Origin of the sequence: Okeania sp. SIO3B5 (assembly GCF_010692555.1) — a bacterium.
Classification (GTDB): Bacteria; Cyanobacteriota; Cyanobacteriia; order Cyanobacteriales; family Microcoleaceae; genus Okeania.
On record NZ_JAAHHG010000187.1, the window covers coordinates 1 to 17,682 of the forward strand.

General features: G+C 37.6%; 11 protein-coding genes and 1 pseudogene. 1 reads left to right on the forward strand and 11 read right to left on the reverse strand.

The features are described 5' to 3' along the window. Positions 1-216: 216 nt before the first annotated feature. The gene (locus F6K54_RS22615) at positions 217-4,164 is read right to left on the reverse strand and encodes a filamentous hemagglutinin N-terminal domain-containing protein (protein ID WP_293082229.1); all 3,948 of its coding nucleotides are present in this window, start codon (positions 4,162-4,164) and stop codon (positions 217-219) included. A 1,054-nt stretch (positions 4,165-5,218) separates the two neighbouring features. Further along, complete coding sequence (locus tag F6K54_RS22620; RefSeq protein WP_293082232.1) at positions 5,219-8,206, reverse strand: S-layer family protein; 2,988 nt, start codon at positions 8,204-8,206, stop codon at positions 5,219-5,221. A 1,405-nt stretch (positions 8,207-9,611) separates the two neighbouring features. Here F6K54_RS22620 and F6K54_RS22625 point away from each other — a divergent pair. After that, positions 9,612-9,752, forward strand: a complete 141-nt coding sequence (locus F6K54_RS22625) for a hypothetical protein (RefSeq protein WP_293082235.1) — start codon at positions 9,612-9,614, stop codon at positions 9,750-9,752. 516 nt (positions 9,753-10,268) lie between these two features. On the opposite strand, the pseudogene F6K54_RS22630 reads toward F6K54_RS22625, so the two are convergent. The 9 genes and pseudogenes from F6K54_RS22630 to F6K54_RS22660 all read right to left on the reverse strand — a co-directional run. Beyond that, positions 10,269-10,422: pseudogene (locus F6K54_RS22630) on the reverse strand (zinc ribbon domain-containing protein); the annotation flags it as partial. A 184-nt stretch (positions 10,423-10,606) separates the two neighbouring features. Then, positions 10,607-10,675, reverse strand: coding sequence for a hypothetical protein (locus F6K54_RS43105; RefSeq protein WP_366558203.1), 69 nt, complete (start codon positions 10,673-10,675; stop codon positions 10,607-10,609). Further along, positions 10,647-11,270: an IS607 family transposase gene (locus F6K54_RS22635; protein ID WP_293082238.1), complete on the reverse strand. Its 624-nt coding sequence runs from the start codon at positions 11,268-11,270 to the stop codon at positions 10,647-10,649. The genes F6K54_RS43105 and F6K54_RS22635 overlap by 29 nt, the downstream gene beginning before the upstream one ends. Before the next feature lie 411 nt (positions 11,271-11,681). After that, positions 11,682-13,961: an adenylate/guanylate cyclase domain-containing protein gene (locus F6K54_RS22640; protein ID WP_293082240.1), complete on the reverse strand. Its 2,280-nt coding sequence runs from the start codon at positions 13,959-13,961 to the stop codon at positions 11,682-11,684. A 170-nt stretch (positions 13,962-14,131) separates the two neighbouring features. Further along, positions 14,132-14,326 carry a hypothetical protein gene (locus F6K54_RS22645; RefSeq protein WP_293082243.1) on the reverse strand — a complete coding sequence of 65 codons (195 nt, stop codon included), beginning with the start codon at positions 14,324-14,326 and terminating at the stop codon, positions 14,132-14,134. Further along, on the reverse strand, positions 14,327-14,626 hold the full coding sequence (locus F6K54_RS43110; RefSeq protein ID WP_366558201.1) for a transposase: 300 nt from the start codon (positions 14,624-14,626) through the stop codon (positions 14,327-14,329). A 320-nt stretch (positions 14,627-14,946) separates the two neighbouring features. Beyond that, positions 14,947-15,264, reverse strand: a complete 318-nt coding sequence (locus F6K54_RS22650) for a transposase (protein ID WP_293082246.1) — start codon at positions 15,262-15,264, stop codon at positions 14,947-14,949. A gap of 281 nt (positions 15,265-15,545) precedes the next feature. Next, positions 15,546-15,743 (reverse strand): helix-turn-helix domain-containing protein, encoded by a 198-nt coding sequence (locus F6K54_RS22655; RefSeq protein ID WP_366558202.1) that lies wholly within the window; start codon positions 15,741-15,743, stop codon positions 15,546-15,548. Between the two features lie 631 nt (positions 15,744-16,374). Further along, positions 16,375-17,136 (reverse strand): DUF928 domain-containing protein, encoded by a 762-nt coding sequence (locus F6K54_RS22660; RefSeq protein WP_293082249.1) that lies wholly within the window; start codon positions 17,134-17,136, stop codon positions 16,375-16,377. Between the last annotated feature and the right edge of the window lie 546 nt (positions 17,137-17,682).

A 17,682-nucleotide genomic window follows, 5' to 3' on the forward strand; every position in this document is an offset into this window, starting at 1 on the left:
AAATAAATAACGACTTAGGAGTCAGGAGTCAGGAGTCAGGAGTCAGGAGGGAAGACTGAAGTTGGAAGAAGAATAACTGGAGTTGAAGGAGAAAGTTTTTTATCACGCTCTTATCCGGACATGATATAAGTATTCAACCGGACATGATATAAGACATTTGGGCGAGCCATAATCAAGAACTGTAGGGAGGTTGCATGCAACGTCCCTACCTATTCCCTATTCCCTATTCTGCTTCTGCAAAGATTCATCCCTAACTTCAGCAACGCCTGAAAATATATAACAACTAGGATGAACTAACTGTAAACCACCAGTATTAACAGCAGCTACAGTAGCAGTGAGCATAACATCACCACCTTCAGTCATTGCCCAACCCCGAGCTTGACGAATTTTTGGCAAGCTCTCGACTTCTGACCGATGGTAGACCACAACAGGTTGTTTCTCATTTTTGATAAAAGTACTTGCATGACTGGGCACTTTTGTTTCCCATTCCACTATTCCTCTCAATACTGTCAATGGTTGAGTTGTGTCTGGTGGTAGACCACCTCGACCTGTTATCGCAAATGAACTACCTTCTTTTTCAGCCTGAGTAGGCGCACATATATTTTTGGCCACTAATGACTCAGCATCTATGACTGTAGCAGATAATCTGACTACTCCTTGAGTGGGGTCTACTTGAGTATTAAGTTCAACCGTACCATCAATGCCCAAAGTTGAGGTAGCAGTAACTTGACTACTATTATCAAGAAATACTCCTTCTGCGTTGATAGAAATATTACCACCTTGACCCTCTATAGCATTAGCACTAATGTTGCTATTATCTGCTCCAATAAATTGTGCATCAATATTAATATCTCCACCTGTGGCAGACTCTGTAGCATTAGTAGTAATTGCACTATTATTTTCTAGGTTAATATCTAAAGCTTGTATAGTAATATTACCCTGGTCTCCAGCCGTAGTTTCCGCACTAAGAGTACCATTGTTAAGTTCAATAGATGGAGCATTAATATTCAGGGAACCCGCTACCCCACTACCAGAACTACTAACAGTAACGATCGCTCGGTCTTCTACTTTTAAATTAGGTGTATTAATATTGATAGAACCAGCATTGCCATTATTAAGAGTACGAGCAGTAATGGTGCTGGAGTCACCAGAAATTGAACTTACTCCAGATAGAGTAATATTTTCAGTGGCACTAACCGTTAAATTTCCTGCCTTGCCATCTCCAAAGGTGCTAGCACTGATTTCAGCTCCATCTAGAATTGTCAAGCGTTCTGTTTCTATGAATGCGTTGCCTCCATCTCCACTACCTACTCCCAGAGACAAATTTCTTAAGTCTTCTACACTAGCAAGAATACTACTAGGAAGTACACCATCTTCAGCACGACCAACGAGTTCAATGTCTGTTGCTCGTACTGTTAAGTCTCCACTACTACCGACACCAGATGTACCTGCTCTGACTTGAGCACCATTTCTTAAGCTCAAGCGTTCGGTGTCCACAGTTAAATTTCCGCCGTTACCTGTAGCTCCATCAAAGACTGAAGTAAACAAACTACTAGGAAGTTGACCGCTAGGAATAGTACCACTCATATCAATCTCTGTTGCTCGTACTGTTAAATCTCCACTTTGACCCGCACCAAACGTTCCAGTACCTATTAACCCTCCATCTTTTAACTGTAGACTTTGGGTATTAATTGCTAAATTTCCACCATTTCCTGTTGCTCCGGGTAAAACAGTTGTCAATAAACCACTAGGAACTTGGCCGTTTATACTTTGAACTAGAGGTGATATTTCTGGCAATAAATTTTCACTGGTAGCATTACCTGATAGCTCTATTTCTTTTGCATTGACTGTAATGTTTCCTCCTTGACCGGAGCTGAATACTGCCGCTTGAATTATTGCTCCATCTCCTAGCATTAGACGTTGGGTATCTATTGTTAAGTTACCGCCATCCCCTGTAGATCCTAATGCAACTTGACTATTTATACCACTAAGAAACTGACCATCTGGTGAAATACCTTCTGCTTCTATTTCAGTGGCATTAACTACAATATTTCCTCCCTTACCTTCACTGGAAGTAGATGCTAAAATTGACCCTCCATTTGTCAACATTAGATTTTGAGTATTAATTGTTAAATTTCCTCCATCTCCATTCCTAATTATTGCTCCACTCTCATTGCTATCAGCAGTAATGGAACTGTTATTTACCTCAATATCCGTAGCATTAATTTCTATATTTCCACCTTTACCTTCCCCTTCAGTACGAGCGCTAATGGTAGCTCCACCTTCAAGAGTCAGACGGTCTGTTGTAATCAATATTTGGCCACCATCACCACTACCAATACCCGATGGATCTATAGGTGATAAGTCTTCAACTGCAGCTTGAATAATGCTAGGTAAGATAAAAAGATCGTTGGCAAAACTACCTTGTAAGTTAATTTCCTTTGCTGTTATAGTTACGTTTCCACTATCTCCTACACCAGATGTACCAGCTCTTACTTCTCCTCCGTTTTGTAGAGTTAGAGACTGAGTATCAATAGTAAGATTTCCACCTTTACCTGTAGCACCTAATAAAACTGAAGTAAAAAAGCTACTTGGCAGAAAAGCATCTTCAGAAGTACCGCTGACTTCTATTTCCCTTGCCTTAACTGCCAGTTCTCCACTATCTCCGACACCAAATGTACCAGTTCCTATTTGTGCTCCCTTGCGTAATACTATGCGTCCGCTATTGATTGTTAATTTGCCACTATTTCCTGTAGCTTCCGGTATAACTAGAGCTAAAATTGCACTGGGAAATTGACCATTTAGAGCTTCTAATAGGAGTTCTTGCTGAGGAGCAGTAGCTTCAAATACAATAGTATCAGAAGCATCTATTTCAGTCGCATTTACAGTTAAATTTCCTCCTTGTCCTGCACCAAAAACGTTTGCTGCTAGTTGTCCCCCATTGACAAGCTTGAGGTTTTGAGTATTAATTGTTAGGTCTCCACCTCTACCTGTTGCTCCTGGTAATACATCTGTAAATATGCCACTGAGATTTTGACCATTTGCTGATATGTCCATAACCTCTATTTCATTGGCGTTTACTGTCAGCTCTCCACCTGTACCTGTGCCAAATGTAGCTGTACTTATCTGTCCTCCACTTGTGAGTATTAAACGTGGAGCATTAGCTGTAATAGTTGCGCCACTGCCACTTGCAGCAAATCCTACATCAGCATCCACAAAGCTTTCTGTTACTTCCAATAATTCGGAAGATATCAATGAAATGCTACCTCCTGGTTCATTACCTAAAGTATTAGCCACAATAGTTGAACCTGCTGTTATGGCCACTTGTCTACCTTGGAGTTGAATCTCACCACTACCTTCTCCACTTACATCCACAACAGCACCATTCTTGATTTGTATATTCTCAAAGTTTTCTACTTCTGAATAATTAAGAGTATAATTATTGGTGTTTTCTAATCTGACTAAACTGTTGTTTCCCACGCTGCCTATTTCTATTCTTCCTTGTTCTACTATCAGTTTTCCACTGTCAATAATTACCCCTCTTCCTATTAGTCCTAAAGTTTCTCCAGATGGTATACACAGGCAGGATGCCTGTGCCACAGAAATTTGATTGAAAGATAGAGCTGAAGGAAAAACTTGATTGAAAAATAGAGCTGAAGGTTCTACTGATAACAAGTTACTATTTTGAGGATTAGTAACACTAAATAAACCATTTTCTCCTAACCTAATTTCGTTGGCTGTTGTCGCAATAAATGAACCTCTGATATCTAGACTAGAATTAGGTCCGAATAATATACCATTAGGATTTACTAAAAATAGGTTTGCACCTCCTAATACTCCTAACTTTCCTAATATATTGCTAGCATTATCACCTGTAATTCTTGTTAATATATTTTCAATCCCTGCTGGGTTTGTGAAGTAGACACTTCGATTTTCTCCAACATTAAACTCTTGGAAACTATGAAACAAATTTGAACCTCTAATTGCTCCACCTTCTATTTGTTCTTTTAATCGATCTATAGAATTAATAACTGAATTTTCCTTCCCTAATGTTTGGTCCGGAATTATTTGAGCATTTCCCTGATATTGGCAAAATAGGCTAGATAAAATTAGCCATATTCCTAATGTTGAACTGAGCAAAATTATTAGAGATTTTAATTTCATAATTATTATTAAACATGAATATATTACAGATTTATATAAAATCAGGTCATTTATAAATAAAATTTACAGCATATTTCATATTAGCGAGGTACACCAGTTACGGGCAAGATGCCTGCACTACAAATACTTTATCCCACATTCCGCACTTCAATGTGTAATACCAATTTGATAAATGTTTGTTACAAATGGTAGAAGTAAGAAAGAAGGAAGAAGGGGTAAATATTGAAAAAAAGGGAAAAACGATATAAATAGCTATCTAAAATGAACTGTATCAGCTATTTTAAGCATATCCGATCTATATCTACCTTTTCATAGCATTCTTTTTTTAAATTGGTATAACATGAAAATTAGTATAAAATCCTTAGATTGCTTAAGTATTTATACTATATAAATTATCTTCATTTACCTTAGATCGGGAGTCAAATTATCAGTTAAAAATTAAGCATAAATACTTGCAAAATCTTGACTTCTATTGACCACTATAATTTTCTTCTTGCCTTTTGACTTTTTGCCTTTTGACTTTTGACTTATATTGTCATGCTACATTTTGTGGCGCGGAATGTGGGCTTAAAATCAGATCTCATATCAAATCCGTTTAATTCGGCATAAAAAAATGTTCCACCTTCACCCAGAGCGGAAAGAATTCTGAGTTCTCTTCCCTTCTGAATTCAGAATTCTGATTCACTATCTTATTACACACAGGACTTACGCAAAGACACTGTGTATAGAGTCCAGTAACTATTGGACAATAGTTATGAGTACTATATATAGCGTATCTGCGTAAGTCCTAACACAGATGCTACCGGACATGATATCAAGTCTGGATAATTAGCGATAGAACTCCGTTCTGCTCCGCGAACAAAAACTTTCTTCTTCTCTTCCTTCTTTTTTCATCCTGACTCCTGACTCTTAACTCCTTTGTCCTTATTCCCCTAATAGACATCTCCAATAATAAAAAATAAAATCAATTATCCCACATAAATTATCAATTATTCCCCTCCACCGGAGGGGTTAGGGGTGGGTTCCCTACTCCCTACTCCCTACTCCCTACTCCCTACTCCCTATGCATGGAGGAGATGTCTAACACATAACAACTTGGATGAATTAATTGTAAACTACCTGTATTGACAGTGGGGGGATTAGCTGTCAGGATAATATTGCCAGATCTATTTATCACCCAACCTTGAGCTTGAAGAATTTCTGGTATTTTTTTACTCTGTTTTCTCTGGTAAACTGATACAGTTTGTTGCTTAATATCTGATGATGTTGTTTTTTCCGCGTCAGTTTCCCAACCTACAACTCCTCTCAATACTGTTAAAGGTTGAGTAGGATTTGGTGGTAAACCCCCTCTACCTGTAATAACAAAGCTACTGCCTGCTATTCGATCTTGATTTGGTAAACATAGATTTTGTGCTACCACAGACTCCGCATCCACAACCTCAGGAGATAATATCACCACACCTTGAGTGGGGTCTACTTGAGTGTTAACATCAATGGTGCCATCGACTCCTAATGCTGAACTAGCAGTCAAATTGCTGCTGTTGTCAAAAAATAATCCCTCTGCTGTAATATCAATATTACCTCCTTGACCTTGAACAGCATTAGCATTAATTTGGCTACCATCTCTAGCTATAATAAACGTAGTATCAATAGTAATATTACCTCCCGTAGCATCTTCCTTAGCACTGGTAGTAATCGAACTGTTGTTTTCTAAACTAATATTTGAAGAGTTGATCGTAATATTACCTTGGTCTCCAGCGTTAGTTTCTGCTGCCAGAGTACCATTGTTAAATTCAATTGATGGAGCATTAATATTCAGCGAACCTGCTACACCTGTACCGAAACTACTAACAGTAACTATACCCCGGTCTTCCACCCTCAGTAGAGGTGTATTGAGTGTAACTGAACCTGCATCACCATTGTCTATGGCACGGGAGGCGATCGCGCTTTCTGAACTACCACCGATTTCTATTTCTCTATCAGTTATCATCATTCCCAATTCTTCTCTTTCATTGAAGTTGGAGTCTATGCCAGAGATAAAGATACCTTCTCTAGTATTTATTTCTATTGTACCTGCATTGCCACTGCCGAAACTAGAAGTAACAACTTGACCACCTGTTGTGAGATTTAAGGTGTTGATATTTAGAGAAATATTACCTCCGTCAAAATCGCTATTACTTCTTGCCGTAATTAATGCTCCATTATCAATATTCAGGATAGGAGCAGTAATTTCTATACTACCGCCCTCTCCAGTTGCACCTGACTCTGTACCAGCAGTAATAGCACTAGAATCACCAGAAATGGAACTAAACCCAGAGACAGTAATGTTATTATTGGCTCGAATGGAAATACTTCCTGCTGTTCCATCTCCCTCAGTTCGAGCCTCAACTGTAGCCCCATCTCGGATTGTTAAACTATTAGTCTCAATAGATATTTCTCCACCATTAGCACTGGATCTAAATTCGCCATCATCCCGTACTGTAGCAGATATAGTGCTAGAAAAAATACCATCCTCAGAACGGCCAATTACCTCAATTTCGTTAGCCTTAATATTAAGTTCTCCAGCATCACCTGCACCAAAAGTAAAGACACCTACTAATCCTCCATCCTGTATACTTAAGCTCTGAGTTTCAACAGTGAGATCGCCTCCATCCCCAGTCGTCTCTTCTTGAACTGAGGCAAATAGTCCGCTGCTAAACCCATCCTCTACACCAATAATTTCAATTTCCTTTGCTCGAACTATCAAACTTCCTGCTTTACCTTCCGAACCAGTTGATGAATCTATTTGAGATCCATCTCGTAAGCTGAGGCGTTGAGTCTCAATAGTTAAAGTTCCTCCTTCTCCTGTTGCCACTCTTCCTTCTACCTCTGGTGCTTGAACACCACTGGCTATAAAATTGGTTAATGTATCTTCTTCATCGACTCGAAAACCTCTAGTTTCAATATCTGTTGCATGTATTGTTAGGTTTCCAGCATTACCTGCACCAAAAGTTTCTGTTGCAATTAAAGAGCCATCTCTGAGAATCAAACGCTGAGTTTTAATATCAATGTTACCCCCATTTGCTGTAGATTCTTCCCTGACATCACTCGAAATATCACTACTAACTACTTCCACTACTTCTGAAGCAGTAATTTTTATGTTTCCTCCTGGCTGCGATCCATTTGTGTTTCCTGTAATTTCAGAAAAATCTGTAACAGTAATACGTCTGCCTTGAATTGAAATATCACCACCACCCTCATCTCCTCGAGTATCAATAATAGCAGAAGCTATATTGACATCTTGAAAATTATCAACCTCTGAATAATCCAAATCATAACCTTTGTTTCTTGGGTTTAACCTGACAACAGAGTTCTTCCCTATGCTCCCTAGCTCTACCCTTCCTTGTGGAACTGTGATTATCCCCCCATCTATTTCTACATCTCCTCCTACCAAAGCTAGAGTTTGCTCCCCTGGCAATTCTAAGCCCACTTCTTCCTGTGTTGATTGATTAATAATTGTTCCTCTAGCTTGAGTCCCCAGTTGATTTGAGAATAAGGCTGAGGGTTCTACTGATAATAAATTACTTGTATGAGGTGTTGTAGCACTGAATCGTCCATTTTCTCCCAGTCTAATTTCGTTAGCAGTTGTGGCAATAAATGAACCCCGAATATCTAAACTAGCATTAGGCCCAAAGAAAATGCCCAGGGGATTCACCAAAAATAAATTTGCTCCGCCATCTACTCCCAATTTGCCTAAAATACTACTGGGATTGTTTCCTGTAATTCTAGTCAGAATATTTTCTATGCCGTTAGGGTTAACAAAATAAACGCTTCTACCTTCTCTAATATTAAATTCCTGAAAACTATGGAATAAATTTGAGCCACGAATAGCTCCTCCTTCAATTTGGTCTTTGAGTTGATCGATGGAATTGACAACTGAACTTTCTTCACCAAGGGTTTCATCTGGAACTATCTGAGCATTTGCTTGAGTTTTCCAATTACTGAAAAAATTCCACAAGACAAAAGTTAGTGATACTGCCAAGAGAGAGGAATAGGATTTCACAACTAATTACCAATTTACTTAAGATTTATTATTTTGTAGACAAAACCTATACTATCTAAAATTTTCAGTAGTAGCTTGTCTAGACTAAAGTTATGGGTAAAAACTCAACTCTCGATCCCCCCTTTCCCACCTATGCTTTATAAGGAACTTCTGAAAACCTTGTGGGGAGCAGGGGAGTAGGGAGCAGGGGAGAAGGGAGAAAGAGTATAGATAGATAAGCAAAACTACTTAAGTTCTCAAAAAAATGTATTTTTCAATGCACTTTTTCTCCGCAAAAAGCCTCTCAAATGCCAATACATGACTTGTCTATTTTATCAAGTTTTATGTTAAGAAAGATGTTTATAAAGCATAGCTTTCCCACCAGGGTCAATTTATTGTCATTAGAGAAAAATTGATGGGGAGATGGAGAGAAAAATTGATGGAGAGATGGAGAGATCGGGAGATTTGCACAATTAAATGTATTTCTTATGAATATTCTCTGACGACAAAGAATTAGTCCTGCTCCTTAAGTATTTATGCTTAATCTTTCACTGAGAATTTGACTCCTGATCGAGGTAAATGAAGATAATTTATATAGTATAAATACTTAAGCAATCTAAGGATTTTATACTGATTTGAAAAAAGAATGTTACGAATAATTAAGTGCAATAAAAAGATTTTACAGGAAATGTCCCTTTGACAAAGCGGTGCGATCCCGCGACGACACCAGCTCGCTTGCGGAACGCGCACCAAGAGAAAAATAGAATTTATGACCTGAAAACTGGTATTAAATCTATTTCCATACGACTTCTGAATTCTGGATTTTGAATTCTAAGAAATACCCTAACTATTTGTAGCAAACATTTATCAAATTGGTATAATACTAATTTTAATGTTACAAATTGAAGTGCGGAATGTGGGCTACAAGAATTAGTTAGGACAATTTTCAATCCTAAAACCCTTTTACTGTTTGCTATTCCCTGTTCCCTGTTCCCTGTTCCCTGTTCCCTGTTCCCTGGGGCATAGCGCTATACATAGCAAACTTTTTGAAATTTGATATTAGATTTAGCGATCGCAACCTCTATCAGTAAAATGTTGTATTTTCTAATGAGAGTGTTCAAAAATGAATATATATTGTGGTAAAGTACTTATAAGTTCCGGATAGATTTAGAATCCCCGTGACTTAAGTCCGGGGAGTAGTCAAAGGTTGTAAGTACATAGTTAATATGATTGAGTATATAAATTTTTTTTAAATACTCACTATATCGGGGATTCAAACGATTACTTGTTGGGATATGATAGACATAAGGGTTAACTATAGGTTAAACTATAAGTAAGTAGGATATATAGTTAAAAACTATCTAACCTAATATACAACAGTATATACACTGAGATTGAATTAGAAGAGTTACTTAGGAGAAAGACAATGACATATAGACAACAAAAACCTAACTCAAAACAAGAAAGTACATTGAAAAAGCCTACTACTGACAAGCAGCCAAAATTGGAAAAGCTAACTGACAAGGATTTAGACTTAGTAGCTGGTGGTCGTCGTCGTCGTCGTTAATGCATGACAATCATCCCTATGTGTGTTAGTTAAGTAATAACAGTAGTAGTGCAATTTATCATAGAAACTTAGTCTTAACTAATTGATACTCCATCTCAATTCTGCCTCAAAATTTCCCATATTTGAAGGTAGCTATTACTAAACTAGAATATCTAGACCCAATGTAATCAGCTATCTTGTAATAATTCCAGGTTTTAATACTAATTTCTACAGCTAGAGGAAAAATTTTAACTCTAGCCTATTTTATCTGTCTGTAAAGTTTTGCAATCCTTAACATTATTGTTTGCTCTACAATAAGGCTGCTGGGCTAGCAGTGTCAGCGCTAGTCGCTCATAGGAGAAACCACAGCAGTTGTTCAACTTGAAGGAAATCTAAGACTCTACTGGCTTATCCGTGTAGAGTGCTTTGAGAGATGCAGATACATCAAGCCCGGCAAAAGTTGGGATAACCGTTCATAGCAGTGTGGCGGCAGAACCATTGACACTGGCGGTATCGCGCTAACGCGCCGCTTCGCTAACGCAATGATTTGAGGAATATCCCCAAAGCGCCATTCCAATCTCTCGGCATTGAGTGACCGCAATGCGGACATTTAAAATGCTTTGAGCCTCCTAAATTTTGATGAACATGACCACCTGATCGTACAAGTTTTGGAAGTATATTCCTCAGTTACGCAAATCGTATTTGGAAATCAACCCGTGTTTACCGAATTATTAATTATTAATTATTAATTATTAAATAATTATGGTTTAAAGACTCCCCTTTTAAGGGGAAAAAAGAAATAATATTTCCTTATATTCAATTCCGTAACGGTTTTAACCAGAGGTAATTATCAATTATCCATTATCAATTATCAATTAATGAAGTTGATAAGCTATGGCATGATTAAAGCAATATCTACTTGCTGCTAGCCACTTTTTCCAAATTTGATGGAGACTTTTTTCTGGGTAAATCCTGATCTTTTGAGATTTGAGATGAATACTTTCGTAGTCCATACAACCTGGCTGAGAAACCATGGAGGATGGAAAGGATGTCCTCAACCATTTCCCGTTCGGGAGAAAGTTCAACTTTGTTGAGAACCACGATTTGCACATTGTGATGGGCACAGAACCATTCGAGCAAATCGAAGCCAAATCGAAGGAGCCGATCTTTGTATGTTACCACAATCGATTGGACATTTCCTGACATAACCCGTTCCAGTATGGCAAGCATTTTTTTTCGTTTGTAGTTAAGTCCTCCTCCAACTTCTTTGACAAGCTCTCCATCAGGGTATTGGGATTTGAGATATTCGCACTGACGCTCAAGGTCTTCTTTTTGCTTCGTTGACGAGACTCTGGCATAGAGGATGATCACCCTATGGCCGGTAGTCCCAGTTGTATATGTGGTAATGTCATATCTCCGTTGACCTCCTGCTGTTCTAATTGTTTTGATTTTTCCCTGCTCTTCCCAGTACCGCAGAGTTCGATCGCAGACTCCCAAGATTCGGGCTGCTTCCCCTGGGGTTACATAATTTTTGACCATTTCCTTTTCTTTCTGTCTTCATCTTCTATTCTTACATTATTTGCCGGAAATTTCCAGTTTTTTTAAATGCTGCCTCCTGCCTTCCTTCCTCCAAAGTGTAAGTAGGGTTTGCTGATTAAATATCAAAGCATTGACATATAAAGGTTGAGCGCATTTTTTGGTCTAAAAAAGTGCCAGCTTTTCGGCTCAAAAAGCTCAAAAAGCTAGTATTTTGGGGCTATTATGGCAGAAAAATCAAGGAACAATTTTTCCGACTACCTCTTCTATAATTCCCAATTTCTCCTGTCTCCTGTCTCCTGTCTCCTGTCTCCTACCCCTACTAAAAGACTTTTTCAGCAAACCCTAAGTATTCAACCGAACATGATATTATACCAGATTATAGCCAACAGTTACTAGCCCCAACAAACAATTCTATGGTTGCAAAGAAGATTGATATAAACTATCAAGTTGTTCTACAACAGATTGAGGCTTGAAAGTAAAACGGATGTAAAAAGTCTTTGATGCTTCTTCTACCCTTAAGACTTTTCCATAAATATGCTCGCTCATAAACGATTTATTGCTAGGATTTAATAAATTAAGTTGGATATTACTATGAACTAATGGTAGTGAATCTTCAGAAGCATATCTGTTAATTTCTATCTCGGCTCCTCTTTGAGAAAGCTTAACTAACTTTCCTCTAAATACAGTATTACTAATATGTTTACCTTCTACAATTAAATAAAATATAGGAATTTTTTGTTCTATCGGTAAGAGAATTTCCTCCTCTTTCGGCAAAAATAGATTATATTTATCTCTAATTCCTCCCACCTCATAAATACTAATTGGATGACTAATACCTTTAGGTCTAATTTCTTTCGTACTATCTATCTTTAATTTTGAAGTGCCGATCGCTGCCCTAGTAGCATTAGAAATCAGAATTTGATTTCCAGTCGCATAGCTTTCTATGCGAAAAGCCAAATTAACTGCCCAACCAATAGCAGTATATTCAGTATGTTCTTCAGAGCCAATATTTCCGATTACAGCATCCCCCGTATGAACACCAATACCCATTTCTAAAGCTGGCAACCCTAGAACTTTGATTTTTTGATTAATAGATTTCATTTCTAGTTGCATTGCCACTGCACAGGCCACAGCTCTATGTGCATCATCTTCCCTAGCTATGGGAGCGCCGAATAAAACCATTATCCCATCACCAAGTAGCTTATCTATACTACCACCGTATTTAGTAATTATTTTTAATATGTCTTTGAGATAAATATTAATAACTTCTACAACACTTTCTGGAGATAGTTGCTCAGAAATAGCAGTGAAGCCTCTTAAATCAGAAGTTAATACAGTTATACATTGCCTCTTACCTCCTATTTTTAAACCTTCTTTACTTTCCAATAAATTCTTGACTATTTCATTGGAATGATAACGAGCAAAAGTTTTTCTAATCAAACTAGCAGTGCCAGCAACATAACCTGTAATAGCAAATGAGGAAACAACTATTGCTAATAAAGGAGGCACTACAGGAAGCCACCATCCCCAAATAAACATAATATAAGTGCTGAGAAAAATGATCGCAGCTTCTAGGGTGAGGTGCTTCAATAATGTTAGTGACAAGAATTTTTTTGTTTGATTTTGCCACTGCCATGTAACTGCGGAACTAACTCCAGACCAGATAAAAATCCATAACCATTCCAGAGGTTCAGACCAAGTTTTGATTAAGGAACGTTCATTTAGGGCTGTACTAATAATTTGACTAATAAAATTTGCTTGCAGTTCTACTCCTGCCATTGGTATTGGTGGAGCTAACAAATGACTACTATAGGGTGTATAGAATAGATCGTTGAAGCTTTCTCCTACTGCTCCAATCAGAATTATGCGATCGCGTCCCCAGTCTGGAGGGATTCTGTCATCAAGAATATCTGTCAGAGAAACTTTTTCAAAATAATCGGCTGGCCCTCTATAGTTAATTAATAACTGATATCCACCGACATCGGCTCTTACATAACCACCTTCATTTTTTTGAAAAGGAGGGAAAACTTGACTTCCCACGCGCCAGCGATCGGTTCCCTCTACTATTTCTGCTCTAATATTTTCTTTTTCTAAATAAAGCAATGCTAAATGCAGGGCAAAACTATAAATAGTTTCCCCATCTTTATTATCTAAATAAAATAGGCCTCGCCGGGATCTATTATCTGCATCAACGAGGGTATCATTTGCTCCGACTTGTCCTTTTTCTTTTAAAGCAGGTGGTGGTGCTACTCCTTCTCCTCTATCATCCCCTACTACTTTTTGGATGCCAACTAGATTAGGAGTGTTTTGAAATACTTTAACTAATTTTTGGTAACCAGGTGGTACAGGTAAATTGCGGTAAATATCTAAACCAATAGCTCTGGGTTCCATTGCTACAAGTTTTTTGAGCAGCTTGGCAAGAGTTTCATCAGAAATTGTTCCTTGACGTACTTTGCGTACATCAGCTTCATCAATACCAACAATTACGATACGTTTGTCCCTTGGAGGTAAAGGTCTATTTCTGATATAAAAGTCGTATTTACCCAACTCCCATAGCTGCAATATTCCTGTTAGACGTAGTAATATCACTAATATAGTTACGCAGGGAGCAGTTATCCACACCCCGCGCCACTGCCAAATTAATGATTTAGTTCTCGATCCAAGAGAATCATAATGAGATTTCAGTGACATAGTTCATAAAAATATAGTCAAATATGACATATCCTTATTTTGCAGGTGTTACTCTGACGCTCGTGTTAGCGCAGCTCCTCCGGAGGAGGCACTACAACACCCTCTATCCCATAGTCAAAGACAAAAGGGAGCTGCTTTTTTCATAATATTGAGAGAACCGTTCACGTAACTCATTGATTAACCCTTTGCTGGCGGTACGATACAAACCTATGCATGATTCTTTTTCCTGAAAAGGTGACTTGATTTTTCTCACCTTCTAAGTACACTGGAATCAAATCATTATCTATAAAGCTTGATGCGGAGGTATAAGACTCTTCTGTAATAATTACATCTATCCCTACCGTCTTGGCTTTATAAGATAACATTTATATTAATTTGTTATAGGGAACAGATACAAAATTTTGATTATTTCTTTTCCCTAAGTTTATCTTCTGCTTCCACTCTTCATTGTGTCCTATTATTAGTGTTCCTATTTTCTGATTAATAAGGGTATTAATAATCAAACGAGATGATTTATGAAGATAATCATTAATTTTGAATTCTCTTTTATTGCAAAGCTTTTTCAGCCTCTTACTTGATTGATTTTCCTGTAGTTGAGATTGTAGGAAGCTTTTAACTTTATTATAGTATTGATTTATAGATTTTAACGGTCTGCCATTTATCACTCTTGGGTTTGATTCCGGTGCTTATTAAAGGTTTCGGCTCTCGCCGACATGAAAATGTAGCTAAGTTGTTTAATCCTATATCAATACTGGCACAATAATTTTTCTCTAGCTCGTATTGTTTTTCGCATTTCTCATAAATTACCTCTATTACATAATGATTAAGTCTAGGAATGAGACGAACTTGTTTGATTTGTGAAGTAGGTACTAATGTTTTTAGATAAATTCCTGTTTTAGAAGGATTAATAATTCCTTGTTTTAATTGTCTCTTGCTGATGGCTTGTGTGGTATAAACTACAATATTTCTTCCCTTTACTTTATTTTTATATCCACCGAAGACGAGGCTGAGATTTAAACTTTGATTGGTTCTGTTTATAAACTTCGTTTGCTGCTAAAAAGCAATTCCTGTTTCTATCTAAAATCATCAAGATTTGTTGAGAGACTTTAGCTGGCATTGCTTGATAGTCTGATTGAGTAGAGAGTGTTTTTTGCAGGTCGTAATAGTGACGATAATTATTTTCAAATATGAAAGATTGACGAACTAAATAATTGCCATAGTTATAAAGATTTTTCGACAAGAAACATAGTCTGTCAATTTCATCATAAAACCGATGATTTTTTGTATGGGATATGTCTCTCAACTAATTTCATAAATCAAGGGGTTAAAATTATATTAGGATTCGATAATTTAGGAATTTTTATTTTTATTTAGTCTGGAATTACCAGGCAATTTCATTATACTATTAAACATATTGCCTTTGAGTTATTAAATTTTGTCAAATATAAAGGCGCTCTTTTATACAACTAAACGGAGATATTTGACATCACTTGACTATATATGACTATATTTATGTGTAACTTTTATTATACTCCCACACGCTTGCTGGCGCTATAGTGTAAGCTCTCTCGTTTCCCTGCCCTGCTATTGCATCGGGCAAGCGCGTGCTTTAAGGACGGAATGCCCTGCCGCCCTACTTTTGATCTTACGGTTTTCTTCCCACCATGAGAATCTTTCACTCAAACGATAGTTGTACTGCCAACGTAACAATTCTAACCACATTTCTATTGTGGCTATTTGGTATGAGTTGGGCCTTAATTTATATTGGTAGACAGTGCGCATGGTGGAAAATTTCCGGAGTTATTGCAAGATAATCATACAAGTTTTTCTACTAGGGCGAAAACTTCTGCTGAGATCTTGGCAAATTGAATGGGCATCGAACCTATTCAATTTGCTGCTGATTCATCTAATGTTGACATCTCCAGGGGTTGAAACACCCTGGATTCTGTGGTTAACCCACCGCAAATGGGACGGGACGTTTAAAGTGCGGAAGTAAATTCCGCACGCAGCCCCTCATAAATCCAAATTTGCTTTAAGCCTATCAACAGACTTCTAGTCTCCTCGGCATAGACAAAAATCTAGCTGTGAGCTTACTTTCAGAGTGATTTTACTCAAGGTGTTGGAGCAATCTTCTCGCTGCTTTAGCTGCCTACTTGCTTTTCCTAGGTCATGCGGAAGCTCACAGCCGTCGTAGAAAATCAAGTCCCCGTCTCCTGTCCGCCGGAATCTCACCGCAAAGTGCGCCCATGTCATGGCGACAAACCTTGCTCTTACTTGTTATGGTTTCTAGTATAACAGACTTTTACTCCGGGTTAAACCCGCGTGTTGTAATTCAACCAGCCGTTAAAACGGACTGGCTAACTTTCTCCCGATGTTTTTTATGTTTAACTTTTAGGTAATCTAACAATTTATATTACCTTTGAGCAGGTTGTATTTCCTGACAACAATCAAAGATTTGACTATTAGCATAATCCTCTAGCCCAACTGATTTTAACAATTCTTTCCAGGCATTAGGATGAGCTACACGAGATTTTTCTAAAGTTGTAATTGTTTCACTCCAAACTGATGATTCAGCATAGAGTTTAGCTTGTTCTAATGGTTGTTCCTGCAGTTGTTTTAATTTAGCTTCCATTTCTGGCTTGAGAGTTGTACGTCTTAGCCATCCATTAATGTAAAAATCTAAAGCACGCTCCTTTGGATCGCAAATTATGCCAAAGTGCCAAACATAAGTGTTATTAGGTTCTAGTTCTACTGTTTTTGGCAAACTTACTTTGACAATTCCAGCGGAGTCAGGCAGAGATAAACCTATTTTATATATTGGTTCTCTGACTCTATTTGTCCAATCAAATAAAGCAAATTCTGCCTTTCGTTTACTACTTTTAGGAACATAAAGGTAAACATTTGGGTTAGGACTAGCTGTTGTACCAATGTTATTTTTTGGTGCTACAGCGGTTAGGTTGCTTAATTCTTGTTTAATTATTGGATTACAAGGGCCGCGAGACCCAGCTCCTCTAGTTCTCTCTGGCGCACCTCTTGAAGTTGTTGGTGGAAATGTTACTGCCTGTAATTGTGGGCTTGATTCCACCTTAGTTTTTGCAGTTTGAGGGTGATTGACTGGAGGAGCTGAAACTAAAAGACCTACTAAAGAAAGTCCTAAAAAGTTTCGTACAAACATGATAAAAAATCACCACCGTATAAACTAATGTTATATAGCTATTGGTATTTTTAGCTACTTTATATGATTATAACATATATAGTAATTCCCATACTTGTGAGGTACAAAATTCCTTGGTTTTAGGGAGTAGGGAGTAGGGAGTAGGGAGTAGTAATTCTGGTTCGGTAGGAATCGATAAAGAAGAAAAACAACTGTACCTCATTAGCTAAGGTATTAGGTTTTAGGTGGTAGGTGGTAGGTATAAGAAATAAACAGTGAAGATTTTTCAATTCCGTTAAGCATCTATAATTTTACTGTAACAATCTTTCTTGAATTTGATATTACATTATCGATAACTAATAGGTAAGCATTCAGCCGTCAGCTATCAGCTATCAGCTAGCCTCCTATGGTCGGAACTGCGGACTTCAGCTATTGCTTTTATCACTCACTAAAAGCAATATTTAATTAAGCTAGAAAAATCTGACTAAAAGTCAGTTCCAAAGTCTATATTCATTTAAAACTTGTCCTTAAGCACAAGGTATTATTGCTGAAGTCCGCAGTTCCTCC

What these genes read in the sequence shown, in the direction of transcription:
- F6K54_RS22645 (WP_293082243.1), bottom strand. Translation starts at nt 14,326, where the DNA reads ATGTTATCTTATAAAGCCAAGACGGTAGGGATAGATGTAATTATTACA.
- F6K54_RS22625 (WP_293082235.1), top strand. Translation starts at nt 9,612, where the DNA reads ATGACATATAGACAACAAAAACCTAACTCAAAACAAGAAAGTACATTG.
- F6K54_RS22660 (WP_293082249.1), bottom strand. Translation starts at nt 17,136, where the DNA reads ATGTTTGTACGAAACTTTTTAGGACTTTCTTTAGTAGGTCTTTTAGTT.
- F6K54_RS22635 (WP_293082238.1), bottom strand. Translation starts at nt 11,270, where the DNA reads ATGGTCAAAAATTATGTAACCCCAGGGGAAGCAGCCCGAATCTTGGGA.
- F6K54_RS22640 (WP_293082240.1), bottom strand. Translation starts at nt 13,961, where the DNA reads ATGTCACTGAAATCTCATTATGATTCTCTTGGATCGAGAACTAAATCA.
- F6K54_RS22615 (WP_293082229.1), bottom strand. Translation starts at nt 4,164, where the DNA reads ATGAAATTAAAATCTCTAATAATTTTGCTCAGTTCAACATTAGGAATA.
- F6K54_RS22655 (WP_366558202.1), bottom strand. Translation starts at nt 15,743, where the DNA reads ATGCGCACTGTCTACCAATATAAATTAAGGCCCAACTCATACCAAATA.